This is a genomic window from Coprococcus sp. AF19-8AC, from assembly GCF_003603115.1.
Lineage (GTDB): Bacteria > Bacillota > Clostridia > Lachnospirales > Lachnospiraceae > Coprococcus > Coprococcus aceti.
Genome location: NZ_QTMI01000001.1, coordinates 198,408 through 214,780, shown reverse-complemented (window position 1 = coordinate 214,780; position 16,373 = coordinate 198,408). Strand labels below are relative to the sequence as shown.

Genomic DNA, 16,373 nt, shown 5'->3' with positions numbered 1-16,373 from the left:
CTCATCAGTCATTCTTGCTTACGTTGTTGTACTGAAAGAAGTCTATCCTGTGATCTTTGAAGTAATACTTTGCATCTCGCTCATTCACCTCTCGAAGCACCTTACACGGGTTTCCGACAGCCACTACATTTGATGGTATATCCGTTGCAACCATACTTCCGGCTCCTATGACGGTGTTATCACCTATAGTTACCCCCGGAAGTATCGTAACTCCTGCACCTATCCAGCAGTTCTTGCCTATTGTTATAGGTGCATTGTACTGATATCCCTGTTTTCTGAGATCTGCGTCTATCGGATGTCCCGCCGTAGCCAGTGTGACATTCGGACCAAACATTGTATAGTCTCCAACATATATGTGCGTGTCATCCACCATTGTCAGGTTGAAGTTGGCATATATGTTATTTCCAAAATGCACAAACTTTCCGCCCCAGTTTGCATGGAGTGGTGGCTCTATATAGCAGTTGTCTCCTATCTCCTCAAACATCTCCTTGAGCATCTGCTGACGCTTGACCATCTCTGTTGGTCTGGTCATATTGAAGTCATATAATCTGTCCAGACACTTTATCTGCTCTCTGGCGATATCCTCATCGCCCGGAAGATAAAGCTCACATGTGTGCATCTTTTCCAGCTCTGATTTTCCCATTATAAATACCTCCTGTATTTTATTTTTGTCTTCATAAACCCGCCATGTTGTAAATCCGTTTCTTTTTGACATCGTGAATTATCACATCATGATCACACTGGCTATATGAAAGCAACAGGCACCACCAAGCCGCACTAAAGCGCCCATGATGATGCCTGTTATATCGTCGTATATACATTATATTCAAATGTACATACATGGCGCACTCGGCACCATATATATCATTTAGTTGTACTTGTAGTAATTGATGAGGCAGCCATCTGTTATGATCTGTCTCTCATCGTCTGTGAGTTCTCCAAGTCTCAGCTCTATCTCAGCAAAATCCTTGTTCACAACATATGCCTTGATAACCTCTGTCTTGTTCTTCACCGCATCCTTGATTCCCGGGATGAATACATAGTCGTCATTGTCAAAGTCGAAATCCTTGTCGATCACAAATGGAAGCATACCCCAGTTGATAAGGTTTGATCTGTATCTCTTTGTAGCGTACTCCTTTGCAATGTTTGCCCATCCACCGAGAACCTTCTGGCATGATGCAGCCTGCTCACGGGCTGAACCGTCACCTGGCTTAACAGCATAAATGGTACTTCCAACACCTGTGTTGCTTCCGCATACGTCCTCAAACTTCTCCTTGATGGCATGCATAACTTCCTTGACCTCTGGGAATGCCTTACCCATGCACTCACCTGCCTCACGAACCTTCTCTACAGCCTGGATAGCCTTCGCTCTTCCAACGTACTCAGGATCCTTTCTTGACAGAGTGAACTCTGCAAGTCCAAGAGGATTTGATCTGTATGATGAAGTCTCTCCTGATGGGATAAGCTCATCTGTTGTTGTTACAGGATCATGTATAACTGATGCCACCTTGAGGAGAAGGTTGTCTGTAAGAGGAACCATCTCAGGCCAGTCCTTGATGTTTGGACCAAACTTGATCTCAACTGAAGGATCAGCCTTTCCAACACCGTTGTAAACTCTTCTGTCGTATATAGCCTTGTCGAAGAAATACTTTGGATGTGTGTACTCTATATCTGCAAGGTCTGTTGCTGATGTCAGATAGCCCTTGTTGGCTGCAGTTGCTGCGATAGAACGCGCATCCATAAGCGCAACAGATGAGATCTGACCATTCTGTATCTTTGAACCCTCTCTGTTAGGGAAGTTTCTTGTTGAATGTCTGATGGAGAATGCATTGTTGGCAGGTGTATCACCGGCACCAAAGCAAGGTCCACAAAATGCTGTCTTAACGATGGAACCTGTCTCGATGAGATCAGCCAGAACACCATTCTTTGCGAGCTGCATATATATAGGTGTACTTGCAGGATATACTGACAGTGTGAACTCGTCAGCGCCTATGCTCTTGCCTCTGAGGATATCAGCCGCATCGCAGATATTCTCATATCCACCACCGGCACATCCGGCGATGATTCCCTGCTCAACATACAGCTTGCCATCTCTTACCTTATCCTTGAGTGTGAAGTCGACCTTGCCGTCAAGACTTACAAGTGCACGCTTCTCAACATCATCAAGGATATCCATGAGGTTGGCATTCAGCTCGTCGATGGTGTATGTGTTGCTTGGGTGGAATGGCATAGCTATCATTGGCTTAACTGTTGACAGATCTACATATACGACTCCGTCATAGTAAGCCACATCGCCAGGATTCATCTCCTTGTATGCCTCACTTCTTCCGTGAATGTCATACCAATCCTTTATCTTGTCATCTGTCTTCCATATTGATGACAGACATGTTGTCTCTGTTGTCATAACATCAATACCGATACGGAAATCTGCTGAGAGCTTGTCAACACCAGGACCAACGAACTCCATGACCTTATTCTTGACATATCCGCAGCCAAATGTTGCTCCGATGATGGCAAGTGCCACATCCTGAGGACCAACCCCCTTCTGTACCTCTCCGTCGAGATAGATTGCGATAACGCCCGGCTTTGCAACATCGTATGTCTTACACAGGAGCTGCTTTGCGAGCTCACCGCCGCCCTCTCCAATAGCCATAGTACCAAGAGCACCGTAACGTGTATGTGAGTCTGATCCAAGTATCATGGCGCCACACTCTGCCAGCATCTCTCTTGCAAACTGATGGATGACCGCCTGATGAGGTGGTACATACACGCCGCCATACTTCTTCGCACATGAGAGGCCAAACATATGGTCATCCTCATTGATGGTTCCACCTACGGCACACAGTGAGTTGTGACAGTTTGTAAGTACATATGGTATAGGGAACTCCTTAAGACCTGATGCTCTTGCTGTCTGGATGATTCCTACAAATGTTATATCATGTGAAGTCATCTTATCGAATTTGATCTTAAGATTCTCCATATTGTCAGATGTGTTATGCTTAGCCAATATTCCGTAAGCAAGTGTGTTCTTTGATGCCTCTTCCTTTGATGGAGCACTGCCAAGCTTTGATGCGAGAACTGCACCTGCCTCAGCATTATCCTCAACCAGCTCTGTACCATGTAACAGATAAGCACCGTTGTCAAATAATTTAATCATACTCTTCCTCCTGGTAATAGCTTTTTGTCATTTATGGAATTTCACACAGATGTATACAAAACCCCATGTTTCTCTACATCATACCATATTATTTTCAAATTTTAAATAGTATTATATTACAGCTTAACGCAAAAAATCTGCCATACATGCCCAGGCACATATGGCAGCTCCGATGCATCAGATTGAATATACTGTACAGATACCCTTAACCGAAATACCTGTACCTGATACATCCTATCTGACACTATATAATCAATCTCCCCTCAGAGTTAATTATTCTCTGTTACATACACTATACTATTTGTATAATTTTTCCAATAGTTTTGACATAAATCGACACAAACGACGCGTATAACAACCTGAACGACATAAATTTTCGTTTACAACACACATATACTTTAATTATACCTATTGTAGAAATTCCCATTTGTATGATAGAATGTTCCTGATATGTTAATAATTTAAGAGTTTTGTTTATCTATCAATTTTTCACAGGAGTGTTTGATTATGAATTTTCTGATTGTTGAGGATGACAATATCCAGCTTACCGGCTTAAAATATATAATTGAAGAAGAGTACGCAGACGCTGTTGTCAACACTGCATCAACTTACAACGATGCCATAACAATAATAGATTCATTTGATATTGATATCTTTTTACTGGACATTGATCTCGGTGGAGGGAAGACCGGATTGGATGTATGTGGTTATCTCCGAAGAATTCCCAAATACAGTGACACACCTGTCATCTTCATCACCGATATCACCGTTCCAAACCTTGATGTCATCAACAAGTATCATTGCCAGTATTATTTCTCAAAGCCTTATGACAGAATCGATGTCGTAGGAGGTATCAACTCGGTGCTCACACAGCCTGACGACCAGACATCAAGGATCCGCGTAAAGGATATCCAGGGAATACTTTTCCATATAAGCATGGATGAAATAATTTATGTATGTGCATCCGGCCACCACAAGCACATTTTCACATCCGACGGCGATTTTATCGTCACCAACCCGACCTTCGAGTCAATTTTGCAGGATGCCGGTGATGCTTCTCTGGTAAGATGCCACAAAAGCTATTACTTCAATCCCAACTACATACAGAGTTATGACAGATCCAATTCACTTATAAAGCTAAAGCTGACTCAGGAGTCCATACCGGTTGGACGCAAATATAAAACTATTATAGAAACTTACCAGGAGTACAGATAAAATGGCTGCATATTTTAACTTTCTTTCCAAGATATTGCTTGATACCTTTGTATTTTTAATATTCATGATGGCGATATACAATGTAAAATTTTCCCAGATAGCAAGGAGACTTCCACCTTTGCTTCTGCTGACTTTACCAGTCTCTCTGATTGCCACAGTTACAGACTCCATGTTCATATTCACACTGATAACATACATCTACTGCTTTGTATTCTACTCCCTGGTCTTCCGTTATCCGCCAATGAAGATCATAACGGGCTACGCAATAGCTCTTATAATCATGACAGTGCTGAACCTTATACAGATGGTTGTCATCATGCAATTCACAGACAACCCTTTCACCAATGCTTCAACATATATAACTGAAGCTATGGCTTTTGTGATAGCTATTTTGCTGTACAAATTCGGGCACCTGGATAAGCTGTATGAAACCCTCATCATAAAAAACCAGGTTTTCAGGAATATAATACTCGCTGTATTTGCCCTCATGGTCTCCATGGTTTTATACCAGCGTATATCACCTAAAGATTTCATGAATGTGTTTATGACTTTCCTGTTTATAGTTATTCTTATACTCATCCTGTACGCCGGAATGTACAAGAACTACATGAGTCTCAGGGAGTCCCAGAAGCAGCTGCAGTCTTATGAACAGTATCTTCCTATTATAGAGGAGCTTATTGATCAGGTTAGAATGAGACAGCACGATTACAACAACGAACTTCAGGCAATAAGTATGCTGCCGATCAGCTACACCGATTATGAATCACTCTCTGCCGCTCTGGCAAAGGAACTTGATACTTCATGCAGCGATCATGTTATAAAAAATTCCTACCTTCTGAGGATCAACATGAAACTGATTGCAGGATTCCTGTTCAGCAAGATGAACCTTGCTCAGGAACGAAATATAGATCTCAATATAAATGTCAAGAATTCAACTCTCACATCAAAGGCTGCTGAATTCGAACTTCTGGATACGATGAGTATTCTGGTGGACAATGCATTTGATGCCACCGAGGATGGAGGACATATAGAGATAGTGATCGACTCAGACGGAACGAAGACATCCATTGAGACCCTCAATGCAGGTCCTACTCTCACCTCGGTCATGCGAAGGGATTTCTTCACCAAAGGCTACTCGACAAAGCCGCTGAAGGACGGCAGATATTCAAGGGGAATAGGTCTTTATAAGTTAAAACAACTCACTAAAAAATATGACGGTGAGATCCTTCTCGACAATCAGACAGCAGACGGACAGACTTATATTCATTTTCTGGTCAGACTATAAATATCACTTTTATGACCTTTTAAGACAGCTATGGACAGATCCCATATCTGTCTTTTTTGTTGATAATGATCTCTTTCATATATACACATGCAGTATTTTTATCTTTTTTTCCCTATTGTTTAAGATTTTATGTTGCGCAGCCCGTCAACATCTAACATTTTCAGGCATATCCACCATTATTCGTTAATTTTTTCTGTATTCCACCATATATCCTTAATTTTATTCTTTACTTATTGTTTATAAATGGTATAATCAAAAGGATTATTTTTTCATATTAAATGGAATTAAATAGAACTTAATGAGAAATTTTTGACAGGAGATGTAAAAGTGAAAGATACTATCGAAATCAGATGGCACGGACGTGGTGGTCAGGGTGCCAAGACTGCTGCCCTGCTTCTCGCAGATGTGGCATTCAAAACAGGTAAATATGTTCAGGGATTCCCTGAGTATGGCCCGGAGAGAATGGGCGCACCTATCACTGCTTACAACAGGATCAGCAGTGAACCTATCAGAGTACATTCCAACATTTACGAGCCACAGTATGTGGTTGTTGTAGACGAATCTCTGATCGAACCTGTACATGTGACTGCAGGTCTCGCCGAGGATGGTGCCATCATTATAAATACACCTAAGACTCCGGACGAGGTTCGTCCACTGCTCAAGGGTTACAAGGGTAGGGTATACACACTTGACGCCAAAGAGATCTCCATGAAGACTCTCGGCAAGAATTTCCCTAACTCTCCTATGCTTGCAGCCATCGTTGCTGTCAGCGGAATCATGGAGGAGGGACCTTTCCTCGAAGATATGAGACAGTCATATCAGCACAAATTTGCCAAGAAACCAGAGGTTATCGAGGGCAACATGGAAGCATTAAAGCTCGCCTTCAGGGAGGTAATGAAGTAATGAGAACAGATATAAGCAAGATACATGACAATAGCAAATGGACAGAGCTCACACCTGGAAACCACGTATACGGCGGTGGCACATCCAAGGCATTTAACACAGGTGAGTGGAGGACTTCAACACCTGTCCTAGACGAGAGCAAATGCGTACACTGTCTTCTGTGCGCACCTGTCTGTCCGGATTCATGCATTCCGGTCGTATCAGGCAAGCGTCTCGCATTTGACCTGGAGCACTGCAAGGGCTGCGGTATATGCGCATACCAGTGCAAATTCGGAGCAATCACTATGAAGGAGGGCAAATAAATGGCTATAAGAGAACGTCTTTCAGGAAATGAGGCTGTGGCACATGCTATAAAGCAGATCAATCCGGATGTTATGCCTGCATTTCCTATAACACCTTCAACTGAGATACCTCAGTTCGTTTCAACATTTATCTCCAATGGAGAGATCGATACAGAATTTATACCGGTAGAGAGTGAGCACAGTGCCATGAGTGCAGCGATCGGCGCAGAGGCTGCCGGCTGCCGTACACTCACAGCCACATCATCATGTGGTATGGCTCTCATGTGGGAGGAGCTCTACGTGGCAGCGTCCAATCGTCTTCCACTTGCCCTCGCACTTGTAAACAGAGCACTCTCCGGCCCTATCAACATCAACTGTGACCACTCAGACAGTATGGGCGCACGTGATACAGGCTGGCTTCAGATATATGCAGAGAACAACCAGGAGGCATATGACAACTTTGTTCAGGCATACAGAATATCTGAGCACAAGGATGTCAGACTTCCTATCATGATATGTCAGGATGGTTTCATCACAAGCCATGCCGTTGAAAACATCACCCTCATCGAGGATGATCTCGTAAAGAAGTTTGTAGGTGAATACACCCCTGAGCAGTATCTGTTAAATCCTGAGATGCCTATGGCTGTCGGTCCTTACGCCACATCTCCTTACTATATGGAGACTAAGATGGCTCAGAACACTGCCATGAAGAATGCAAAGCAGGTTATTCTTGACGTTGCAAAGGAATTCGAGGAGATGACAGGCCGTCACTACGGATTCTTTGAGGAGTACAGACTTGACGACGCTGACTACGCCATCGTTATGATCGGCTCTGCAGCCGGAACAACAAAGGAAGCTATAGATGAGCTGAGAAACGAAGGCAAGAAGGTCGGACTCTTGAAGATCAGAGTGTTCAGACCATTCCCTGGTGAGGAGATTGCAAAGGCTCTCGCCCACACCAAGGCTGTGGCAATCCTTGACAGATCGGAAGGATTCAGAGCAGGCGGCGGTCCTCTCTCAGCAGAGGTCAAGGAGCACCTGTATGACATTCAGGCAACCACAAAGGCTGTCAGCTACATCTACGGTCTCGGCGGACGTGACTACACTGTGGACAGCGCCAAGGGCGTATTTGCACAGCTTGAAGACATGATAGAGAACGGTGCTGAGATTCCTCAGTATCAGTACATAGGACTTAGACAGTAGGAGGTAAGATGAAATGGCATATAATTTTAAAGAAGTAATGAACAAGCCTGAGCGTCTTGCTCCAGGTCATAGAATGTGTGCAGGCTGCGGTGGTACGATCACTGTCAGAACTGTACTCCGCGCCCTTCACGAGGGCGACAAGGCGGTCATCGGTAACGCCACAGGATGTCTTGAGGTTTCAACCTTCATGTATCCTTACACAGCTTACGAGGACAGCTACATACACAACGCATTTGAGAACGCAGGCGCAACCCTCTCAGGTGTTGAGACAGCCTACAACGTTCTGAAGAAAAAAGGCAAGATAGATGACACTTACAAATTCATCACATTCGGCGGTGATGGCGGAACTTATGACATCGGACTTCAGTCACTGTCGGGTGCCATGGAGCGTGGACATGACATGGTATATGTGTGCTATGACAACGGAGCATACATGAACACCGGTATCCAGCGTTCATCGGCTACTCCTATGTATGCTGACACCACAACCACACCGGTAGGCTCACAGTCAAATGGTAAGATGCAGAACAGAAAGGATCTGGCACAGGTCATGGCTGCCCACGACATCCCATATGTTGGACAATCTACTCTTCTCGGCAACATGCGTGATCTCTATGAGAAGGCTGAGAAGGCCATATACACACCTGGCGCAGCTTTCCTCAATGTCATGTCACCATGTCCTAGAGGATGGAGATACCCTACTGAGAAGATCATGGACATCTGCAAGCTGGCAGTTGAGACATGCTACTGGCCTCTGTTCGAGGTTATTGAGGGCAAATGGATCCTCTCCTACTCTCCTAAGAAGAAGCTTCCTATCGAGGACTTCCTGAGAACGCAGGGCAGATTCAAGCACCTGTTCAAGCCTGAGAACGAGCACCTTCTCGTTCAGTATCAGCAGGAGGTTGACCGCCGTTGGGAGGATCTGCTGTATAGATGTTCTAAGAATTAAATATTAACAAACGGACGAAAGAAATCCAGTCCAGTATATATACGATCACGTTTGTCTTCCTTCGTTTCCGCTTGCTTCTATCTGCATGCGGCTACGCACGCGATAAGGGCGTTGCGTGCTTCGCCTTAGCAAGAAGCGCTGAAACTCAGTCGACTACACTACCGATCGTAATATATACTGGACTGGATTTCTTTCTGTTCTTGAATATATTGTAATTCTTAGAACATCAAATCTTATCTTTTAATTTAGTTCTTAACTGCTGATTGTTGCATATTGTAATATACGGATTTTCTAGTTGTTTTGTATTCTTTACATGCAAGTGTATAATCACACAATAATGGCATCGCATACTTCATAGCAAGAAATGGTAACTCTCAGTCAATGGCACTATCGTGCTATTTTACACCAAAGAAAAATATCAGTTAAATGGAACCTCATAGAAATCATTGAAAGTGTATTGCGCATCTTCGCCTGCATTTTTCCAGAACAGCAGGCTGTCTACCTGGCTTACATCCAATATGCGGTCTGTGGTGAACAGAAGTTCGTATTCTCCGGCTGTGTTTGTATTTTCGTCTCCCGATTCGACGATATCTGTAAGCATTGTTCCATCCTTCAGTTTCACACTGGAAAGGACTGCATATTTTTCATCTGAGGTCATGTTCTTTGCACCGCTTATATCGAGTACATAGTTCTGAACCAGTTCATCATCTCTGAACACTAGCTGTCCATTTTACGCCGGACAGCCTCCTCTTATCTATATAACTTCTGTCAAATATGTTATTATACGTTTTATTATTCAATACACATTATCTGTGTCTATTTACTCCAGATGATCGTAACCACAAACTTTCCATCTTCCATGGCTATATCCCCGGTAAAACCTGACAGGTCAAGTATTTTCTTCACTATTGACAGCCCCAGACCATTTCCTGTATGTCCGGTCCTGGCGGAATTGCCTTTTTTCATAGGCTCCCATAACTCAGGGGGATCACAGTCTATCTCACCATCCATATCATTTGATATGACCAGTCTGCCCACACCAATATCAATATTTACAATGCTGTTGTCTGACGCATACTTTACCGTATTCATGATCAGATTATCCAGCATGATATCCATGAGTCTTGCATCGGCGCGTATCTCAGCATGACCGGCGATTTCGCACTCTATATTCCTGTTCTCCAGTTCACCTGTATACCTGTCTGTAACCTGTCTGGCAAGCGCCGCCATATCCACATTGTCATTCTTAATAGTCAGTGTGTTTTCCAGCCTGATGTATGAGAGCATACCGGTTATCATCTCATTGATATATGAAACATTATCCAGTATAGAGGTCGTGTAATGCCTTGATTCAGCATCATGAACTATCTGCTGCAGGTTCTCCGCATATCCTGATATGGCGGTAACCGGGCCTCTCACATCATGTGCTATAGCTGCAATGATATTTCTGCGGGTCTCATCCTCAATGATCTCTTTTTTCTTTTTCCTGTAGGATATCACCGCCGTTATCACATAGCACAGAAGAACTAATGGCGTCATATATATAATGATACGAAACAGCCCCATCTCAGATCTTGTAAATGGATCCTCGTACATCGCAGCTGCAACATAATAATCGTTTCCACCAACAGTCACAGTTCTGCCTCTGTAGTAATATCCTCTCCAGGATATGTCCTCTTCATAATCTGTATTGGTGTCCATCCCTTCCCTCTCAAATACATCATTCAAATATGCTCTTGAGCTCTCATACTGTTTTTCCATATTTACAAAATCCACATTGTCTTTCCCCTGCGCAACAAAGTCATGGTATATCTCCGAAACCGATCTTATATCTTCATATACCTGATCTTCTGACTGAACTTTGACAGCTGTTATACCTTCATCCGTGGATATCCACTCATAGGTTACACCATTTTCAACAAATCTGTCTCCCGGCTGAAAATCATCATCCCCTGAGCCTGTATCTGAGCTGTTATCTTCATCCTCAAGCTCAGCGTCATCCTCATATGCAGCATCTTCCTCAAACTCAGCATCATCCTCAAGCCATGCATCCTGTCCTGACAGCTTAACCCCATCGTCATATCTGTAAACCTTTGATACAAAATAAGGTGTATTGCATTTGCTGAGTATCCCCTCTATATCTTCCCGTATTTCCTGATCACTCTCACCATCTTTTATCACTCTGTACATTCCATTGCACACTGTTCTCACATCATTGTCAAATCCTGATCTCTGGTTGTAATTGACTATAGTCAATAAACCAAGTGCGGCTATGATGATCAGCATAACCATAACTCCTGCAACCAGAAACCCGCGCCAAAGTTTTCGCCTCACTATACGCTTAAGCTCACGTCTTACTGCCGATGTATATTTCTTATTGTTATTCTTTTTATCAGTCATATCGTTTTTCTCCCTTTTTACATTCTAATCCAGGCTTTCTAATACAGACATTTTTATCATCATTTCTTGCCTGATATAAATTATATTTCTTTCACCTGATACCCCTTGCCTATCACAGTCTTTATCTGCTTTCCTGCACTGCCTATACCTGCCCGGAGCTTTCTTACATGATTATCCACGCATCTGTCGCTTCCTTCATAATCATAACCCCAGATATCAACGAGCAGTCTTTCTCTTGTGATAACCTTTCCCTTATTCTCAAGAAGTATCTTCAGAAGAGCAAACTCCTTTGGTGCAAGATCGACCTCCACGTCATTTACCTTCGTCATATATCTTGACGGATTCATGCTTATCGCTCCACATACCAGCTCTCCATTGCTGTCAGTCCCCTTGGATCTCTTGATAAGCGCCTTGCACTTGGCATACAGAGTTGCAAGTGAAAATGGTTTCACTATGTAGTCATCACAACCCAGATCATAGCCCAGCATAATATCCCGTTCGGAATCTCTAGCCGTCAGAAATAATATTGGAACCATACTGTTCCTGCGCATCTCACGACACACCGCAAAACCATCCATCCCTGGCAGCATGATATCAAGCAGCACAAGATCAAATGTCTCCATCATGAAACTGTCCAATCCGTCATCGCCATTATACGCCACCTCGACATACATCCGACCTCCACTCTCTCTGACAAAGTAGTCATGTATGACCTCACTTATGTGTATATCATCCTCCACCAACAATATCTTGTTCAGAGCGTACATCTTCATTCTTGAAGTCTCCGAATTTTTTTCTGCATATGCGGCATTTATTGACGCCTCTATGTCATTTCTCTCCACATCATCACCTCCTTGACCTGCATATTAACAAACCGATATGACTTTCATATGTCCATTATAACAATTTACTACAAATATGTGCTATAGTGATATACATACATTACATGGAGGTAGAAAACCATTTGAATTGGACCGAAGGACTTATTAACGCAATTGATTATATTGAGACTCACCTTATTGACGGTGAAGTATTGGACCAAAATACAATAGCCAGGCAGGCTTACTCTTCTCCCGACAACTTCAGAAAAGTATTTCATCTAATCACGGGATATACTATAGGGGAATATATCAGAAACCGCCGGCTTTCCCTGGCTGGGGAAGAACTCATTTCCACCAACCGCGCGGTGACTGATATTGCACTTGAATACGGATATGACACACCCGAAAGCTTCACGAAGGCTTTCACACGCTTTCATGGAAACTCTCCATCTTATGTTCGAAATAGCAAGTCAGGGCTCCGTAATTTCACCCGGATTGTATTAAGGGTCACAGCAGATGGGGGGTCTATGCTCAATTACAGAATCATTAATATCAACAGCATGTGTATTGCCGGTTATTCGATGGTTTTCACAAGCCTCGATACTGCGCAAAATAATGTTCTGATTCCAAAATTTACAAGAGAATGCTGCAGTCAAAGCTGGGATAAACTAATGGAAATTAAATCCACTGATGAAAAACCAAATAACTGCTTATTCGGTTACAGATCAAATGATTTTATAAATATTGATAAGTTCAATAATGAAATTTCATGCTTTAATTACACATTTGGACGAATGATCACAAAACAAGAAATTTCCGGATTAAATATATCCGATTATTCGATAACAAGCATTCCTGACGGCGAATGGATCTGTTTTGACTGTTCAGATACTACTCCTGCCGGGCAGCAGTCACTTTGGTATAAAATTTACACAGAATTTCTCCCATTTTCTCATTATAACATAGTGCCTGACATAACCTTAGAGTGTAGCAATGTATCATTAAAAAAGGAACAAAATTACCTTCTCCTGCAAATCCGCCCCGACAAGGTTTAACCATTGCTGACAGGTCATAATGCAACTCCTGTGATATTGTTTTTATAGTATTTCTCACTTATATGATAATTACTAAATACAATCAAAGGAGGCCTTTTATGAAAAAGGAATTAACAATTTTGACCACATTCAGCATAGCCGTTATATTAGCTGTCACCGGGTGTCAACACTCGTCAGCATCTAAGAATGACTCTACTGTCACCAAATCGGTCACCAGCTATTCTTCATCCGAAGATACGTCAATCAAAGAAGCAACAACAAGTGAAACCTCAGTCAAAGAAATCACAACTGAGGAGCTTACTACAGAAGCGCCAACTCCAACAGGTTTACTTCCAGAGGAACGTGCCAGCATAACCATGGGAAAACTCTCTCCCGAGCACATGTATTATAACGAGGTGACCACGCTTGATCCCGCCTGTGCAGACTATATCAACGAATTATCCATTTATGATGCTGAGATAGATGACACTTTTGTTGTCCATATATCTCTTCCACCTGATTATAACGAAGCAAGCTCATATCCAATGGTTGTTATGACCGATGGAGTCTGGAGACTCAGTGATCACCCTGAACTCAGACCTCTCATGACATCTGGCCAGATACAGGATGTTATCCTTGTCAGCATAGGGTATCCAAACAATTACAATTATGATGTCATCAGAAAAAGAGATCTTCAGACTAACCCTGATTCATTCCTGCATTTTATTGTAGATAACCTGATTCCTTATCTGGAAGAAATATACTCTGTAAACCCTGAAAACATGACTCTCACAGGTCATTCCCTGGGTGGATACTGGGCTTACTATGCTCTGTTCCATAATGACACTATAGGAAAAAATACATTTGCAAATTATTATATTGGCAGTCCTTCCATGTGGGCAAATACTGACGGCAAATTCATGTCTACGTACGAAGAAGAATATTACAACAGAACACAGACTCTAAATGCTAATGTCTATGTAACCGTAGGTGCAGATGAGGATAAAAACTTCATATCTTCTATCGAGGATTTCTACAATGATTTACAAGAGAGAAATTATTCTGGCTTAAACCTAACCTACGAAAAAATAGAAGGCTATGACCATAACACAGTCTTTAAGCCTTCTATCAAAAATACTCTTCTTATGTTCTATAAAAAAGATTCCGAATAACTATCTGTAGAACCACCAGCATCCATATCTAGGCATGACTGCTCCAAGCTCGCGGAGTGTCTTGCCTGATATGAGATCGGTATATATGTCAGCCTGATCCTCAGGCATAGTCCAGATGAGCTGATTCATGTTGCTGAAGTTGAAAAATGCCCTCAGCTCATGTCCCGCATATTCCCTCACTATTCCGAGGACGCTTGCACATCCTGTCTCTATGGTGTAGACATTTGCATTACATGAAAATACATCATGCGATGCTCTTATATCCTCCATGTGGCGCAGCGCGTCAAATATCTTCATGGCTACAGGATCTTTATTTTCAACCTTGTCCCATGGGAAGTTTCCTCTGTGCAGATATCTGCTGTCCGCACATTTGTCCAGATCATTCTTATAAGTATAATCGTTTGTCTGTCCTATCTCATCACCGCTGTACAGAACCGGGATTCCGCTCTGTGCCAGCAGGTATCCATGAAGCATGAGATCACAGGCAATGGCCTGTTCGATCTTGTCTGCATTTGCCTCGTACTGGCCGGCCTCAAGGCCTGACAGGGATGCTGTTGTTCCACACAGACGGGCATCTCCGAGTCTAGGATCATCGTTATAGAGCTCACCTCTGGAATCACTGTTGTATCCCTTTCCTGTGAAATAGTCATTCAGGAACTTCTTGTGTGCCACCTCATCTATGCCGAACTGTGCCAGCCAGTCATAGTCAAGTCCCCAGCCGATATCATCGTGGCATCTGAGGTAATTCAGGAACACATAATCCTTTGGAAGTGCACACACCTGATCCATCTGGCGCTTTAAGAGTCCTACATTCTTCGTGGCTATCGTATTCCACGTGGATGCCATGGTTGTCACGTTGTAGAGCATATGGCACTCTGGCTTGTCAACTGTTCCAAAGTATGGAACTACCTTGGAAGGCTCCATAACGACCTCTCCGAGAAGAAGGACTCCCGGACATACTATCTCACTGATTATCCTCATCATACGGACAAGAGTGTGAACCTGCGGCAGGTTACGGCAGTTTGTGCCTATCTGCTTCCATATATACGGAACAGCGTCGAGTCTGATGACATCTATACCTCGGTTTGCCATATAGAGCATGTTGCCGACCATGTCGTTGAACACCATAGGATTTGCATAGTTCAGATCCCACTGGTATGGGTAAAATGTAGTCATGACCACCTGATTGCAGTCATTTATCCATGTGAAGTTACCAGGCGCTGTGGTTGGAAATACCTCAGGAACTGTCTCCTCGTAAATATTTGGAACAAACCAGTCATCATAGAAGAAATATCTGGATCTCGCAACAGGATCCCCCTGTCTCGCCGCCTTTGCCCACTCATGATCCTCGCTTGTATGGTTCATCACAAAGTCCAGACAACAGCTTATACCCTGTCTGTGGCACTCTGCAGTGAGGTCCTCCAGATCCTCCATGGTTCCAAGCTCAGGCTTTACCTTTCTGAAATCCGCAACAGCATATCCGCCGTCATCTCTGCCCTTAGGGCTTTCCAGCAGTGGCATAAAATGAAGATAATTCACACCACATGACTTCACATATGGAAGCTTTTCTTTTACACCCTTGAGAGTTCCCGCGAATGCATTTGTGTACATCATCATACCCAGCAGATCATTCTGCTTGTACCAATCCGGATTCTTGACACGGCTTCTGTCCAGCTTCTTGAGATCAGCATTCCTCTCCTGATAATAACCATACAGAGAATCACACAGCCAGTCAAATGCCTCCATATTGTTGTTATAGAGCTCACAGTAGAGCCACTTGAGCTCGTCATATCTCTCATCAAATCTCTTAGTATATTCTGCAGTCTTTTTCACTGTCTTTGAACCTGCCATTTATCTTCTCCTTTTCTGACTATAGTCAATTAACTTATCATTCTCATTTTATTTACATAATCTGTATCATTAACGTACATAACCAGTTTTAATCTGTTACCA

14 protein-coding genes are annotated in these 16,373 nt (G+C 43.0%); 8 read left to right on the top strand and 6 right to left on the bottom strand.

Annotated features, from left to right (window positions below; genetic code table 11):
• Window positions 1–4 precede the first annotated feature (4 nt).
• Complete coding sequence (locus tag DWX57_RS01030; RefSeq protein ID WP_118757592.1) at window positions 5–643, bottom strand: sugar O-acetyltransferase; 639 nt, start codon at window positions 641–643, stop codon at window positions 5–7.
• Between the two features lie 225 nt (window positions 644–868).
• A complete protein-coding gene (locus DWX57_RS01025) occupies window positions 869–3,157 on the bottom strand; it encodes a hydratase (RefSeq protein ID WP_022217197.1) in 2,289 nt (762 codons plus the stop codon).
• A 507-nt stretch (window positions 3,158–3,664) separates the two neighbouring features.
• Here DWX57_RS01025 and DWX57_RS01020 point away from each other — a divergent pair.
• The 6 genes from DWX57_RS01020 to DWX57_RS00995 all read left to right on the top strand — a co-directional run bounded on the left by DWX57_RS01020 (window position 3,665) and on the right by DWX57_RS00995 (window position 8,993).
• A complete protein-coding gene (locus tag DWX57_RS01020) occupies window positions 3,665–4,372 on the top strand; it encodes a LytR/AlgR family response regulator transcription factor (protein ID WP_117548652.1) in 708 nt (235 codons plus the stop codon).
• A 1-nt stretch (window position 4,373) separates the two neighbouring features.
• Window positions 4,374–5,657 (top strand): sensor histidine kinase, encoded by a 1,284-nt coding sequence (locus DWX57_RS01015; RefSeq protein WP_120122886.1) that lies wholly within the window; start codon window positions 4,374–4,376, stop codon window positions 5,655–5,657.
• 327 nt (window positions 5,658–5,984) lie between these two features.
• Entirely contained in the window at window positions 5,985–6,560 is a 576-nt protein-coding gene (locus tag DWX57_RS01010) for a 2-oxoacid:acceptor oxidoreductase family protein (RefSeq protein ID WP_022217194.1), read from the top strand.
• The gene (locus tag DWX57_RS01005; RefSeq protein ID WP_004848700.1) at window positions 6,560–6,862 is read left to right on the top strand and encodes a 4Fe-4S binding protein; all 303 of its coding nucleotides are present in this window, start codon (window positions 6,560–6,562) and stop codon (window positions 6,860–6,862) included. Before DWX57_RS01010 ends, DWX57_RS01005 begins: the two co-directional genes overlap by 1 nt.
• Window positions 6,863–8,044: a pyruvate ferredoxin oxidoreductase, alpha subunit gene (gene porA, locus DWX57_RS01000; protein ID WP_015533185.1), complete on the top strand. Its 1,182-nt coding sequence runs from the start codon at window positions 6,863–6,865 to the stop codon at window positions 8,042–8,044. It abuts the gene before it with no gap.
• A 13-nt stretch (window positions 8,045–8,057) separates the two neighbouring features.
• Window positions 8,058–8,993, top strand: a complete 936-nt coding sequence (locus DWX57_RS00995; protein WP_004848697.1) for a thiamine pyrophosphate-dependent enzyme — start codon at window positions 8,058–8,060, stop codon at window positions 8,991–8,993.
• 418 nt (window positions 8,994–9,411) lie between these two features.
• Here DWX57_RS00995 and DWX57_RS00990 read toward each other — a convergent pair whose 3' ends face one another.
• From DWX57_RS00990 to DWX57_RS00980, 3 genes are all read right to left on the bottom strand, one after another.
• On the bottom strand, window positions 9,412–9,711 hold the full coding sequence (locus tag DWX57_RS00990) for a hypothetical protein (RefSeq protein ID WP_120122885.1): 300 nt from the start codon (window positions 9,709–9,711) through the stop codon (window positions 9,412–9,414).
• Window positions 9,712–9,809: 98 nt separating this feature from the next.
• Entirely contained in the window at window positions 9,810–11,393 is a 1,584-nt protein-coding gene (locus DWX57_RS00985; protein WP_120122884.1) for a sensor histidine kinase, read from the bottom strand.
• Window positions 11,394–11,473: 80 nt separating this feature from the next.
• Window positions 11,474–12,235: a response regulator transcription factor gene (locus DWX57_RS00980; RefSeq protein WP_243106138.1), complete on the bottom strand. Its 762-nt coding sequence runs from the start codon at window positions 12,233–12,235 to the stop codon at window positions 11,474–11,476.
• A 122-nt stretch (window positions 12,236–12,357) separates the two neighbouring features.
• On the opposite strand from DWX57_RS00980, the gene DWX57_RS00975 reads away from it, so the two are divergent.
• Both DWX57_RS00975 and DWX57_RS00970 read left to right on the top strand, forming a co-directional pair.
• The gene (locus tag DWX57_RS00975; protein ID WP_165852742.1) at window positions 12,358–13,269 is read left to right on the top strand and encodes an AraC family transcriptional regulator; all 912 of its coding nucleotides are present in this window, start codon (window positions 12,358–12,360) and stop codon (window positions 13,267–13,269) included.
• A 98-nt stretch (window positions 13,270–13,367) separates the two neighbouring features.
• On the top strand, window positions 13,368–14,420 hold the full coding sequence (locus DWX57_RS00970; protein ID WP_120122882.1) for an alpha/beta hydrolase: 1,053 nt from the start codon (window positions 13,368–13,370) through the stop codon (window positions 14,418–14,420).
• On the opposite strand, the gene DWX57_RS00965 is transcribed toward DWX57_RS00970, so the two are convergent.
• On the bottom strand, window positions 14,421–16,271 hold the full coding sequence (locus tag DWX57_RS00965; RefSeq protein WP_120122881.1) for an alpha-amylase family protein: 1,851 nt from the start codon (window positions 16,269–16,271) through the stop codon (window positions 14,421–14,423).
• Window positions 16,272–16,373: the final 102 nt, after the last annotated feature.

Excerpts from the sequence above, each read along its gene's own strand:
- DWX57_RS01030 (WP_118757592.1), bottom strand. The coding sequence starts at position 643 with ATGGGAAAATCAGAGCTGGAAAAGATGCACACATGTGAGCTTTATCTT.
- DWX57_RS01025 (WP_022217197.1), bottom strand. The coding sequence starts at position 3,157 with ATGATTAAATTATTTGACAACGGTGCTTATCTGTTACATGGTACAGAG.
- DWX57_RS01020 (WP_117548652.1), top strand. The coding sequence starts at position 3,665 with ATGAATTTTCTGATTGTTGAGGATGACAATATCCAGCTTACCGGCTTA.
- DWX57_RS01015 (WP_120122886.1), top strand. The coding sequence starts at position 4,374 with ATGGCTGCATATTTTAACTTTCTTTCCAAGATATTGCTTGATACCTTT.
- DWX57_RS01005 (WP_004848700.1), top strand. The coding sequence starts at position 6,560 with ATGAGAACAGATATAAGCAAGATACATGACAATAGCAAATGGACAGAG.
- porA (WP_015533185.1), top strand. The coding sequence starts at position 6,863 with ATGGCTATAAGAGAACGTCTTTCAGGAAATGAGGCTGTGGCACATGCT.
- DWX57_RS00995 (WP_004848697.1), top strand. The coding sequence starts at position 8,058 with ATGGCATATAATTTTAAAGAAGTAATGAACAAGCCTGAGCGTCTTGCT.
- DWX57_RS00985 (WP_120122884.1), bottom strand. The coding sequence starts at position 11,393 with ATGACTGATAAAAAGAATAACAATAAGAAATATACATCGGCAGTAAGA.
- DWX57_RS00970 (WP_120122882.1), top strand. The coding sequence starts at position 13,368 with ATGAAAAAGGAATTAACAATTTTGACCACATTCAGCATAGCCGTTATA.
- DWX57_RS00965 (WP_120122881.1), bottom strand. The coding sequence starts at position 16,271 with ATGGCAGGTTCAAAGACAGTGAAAAAGACTGCAGAATATACTAAGAGA.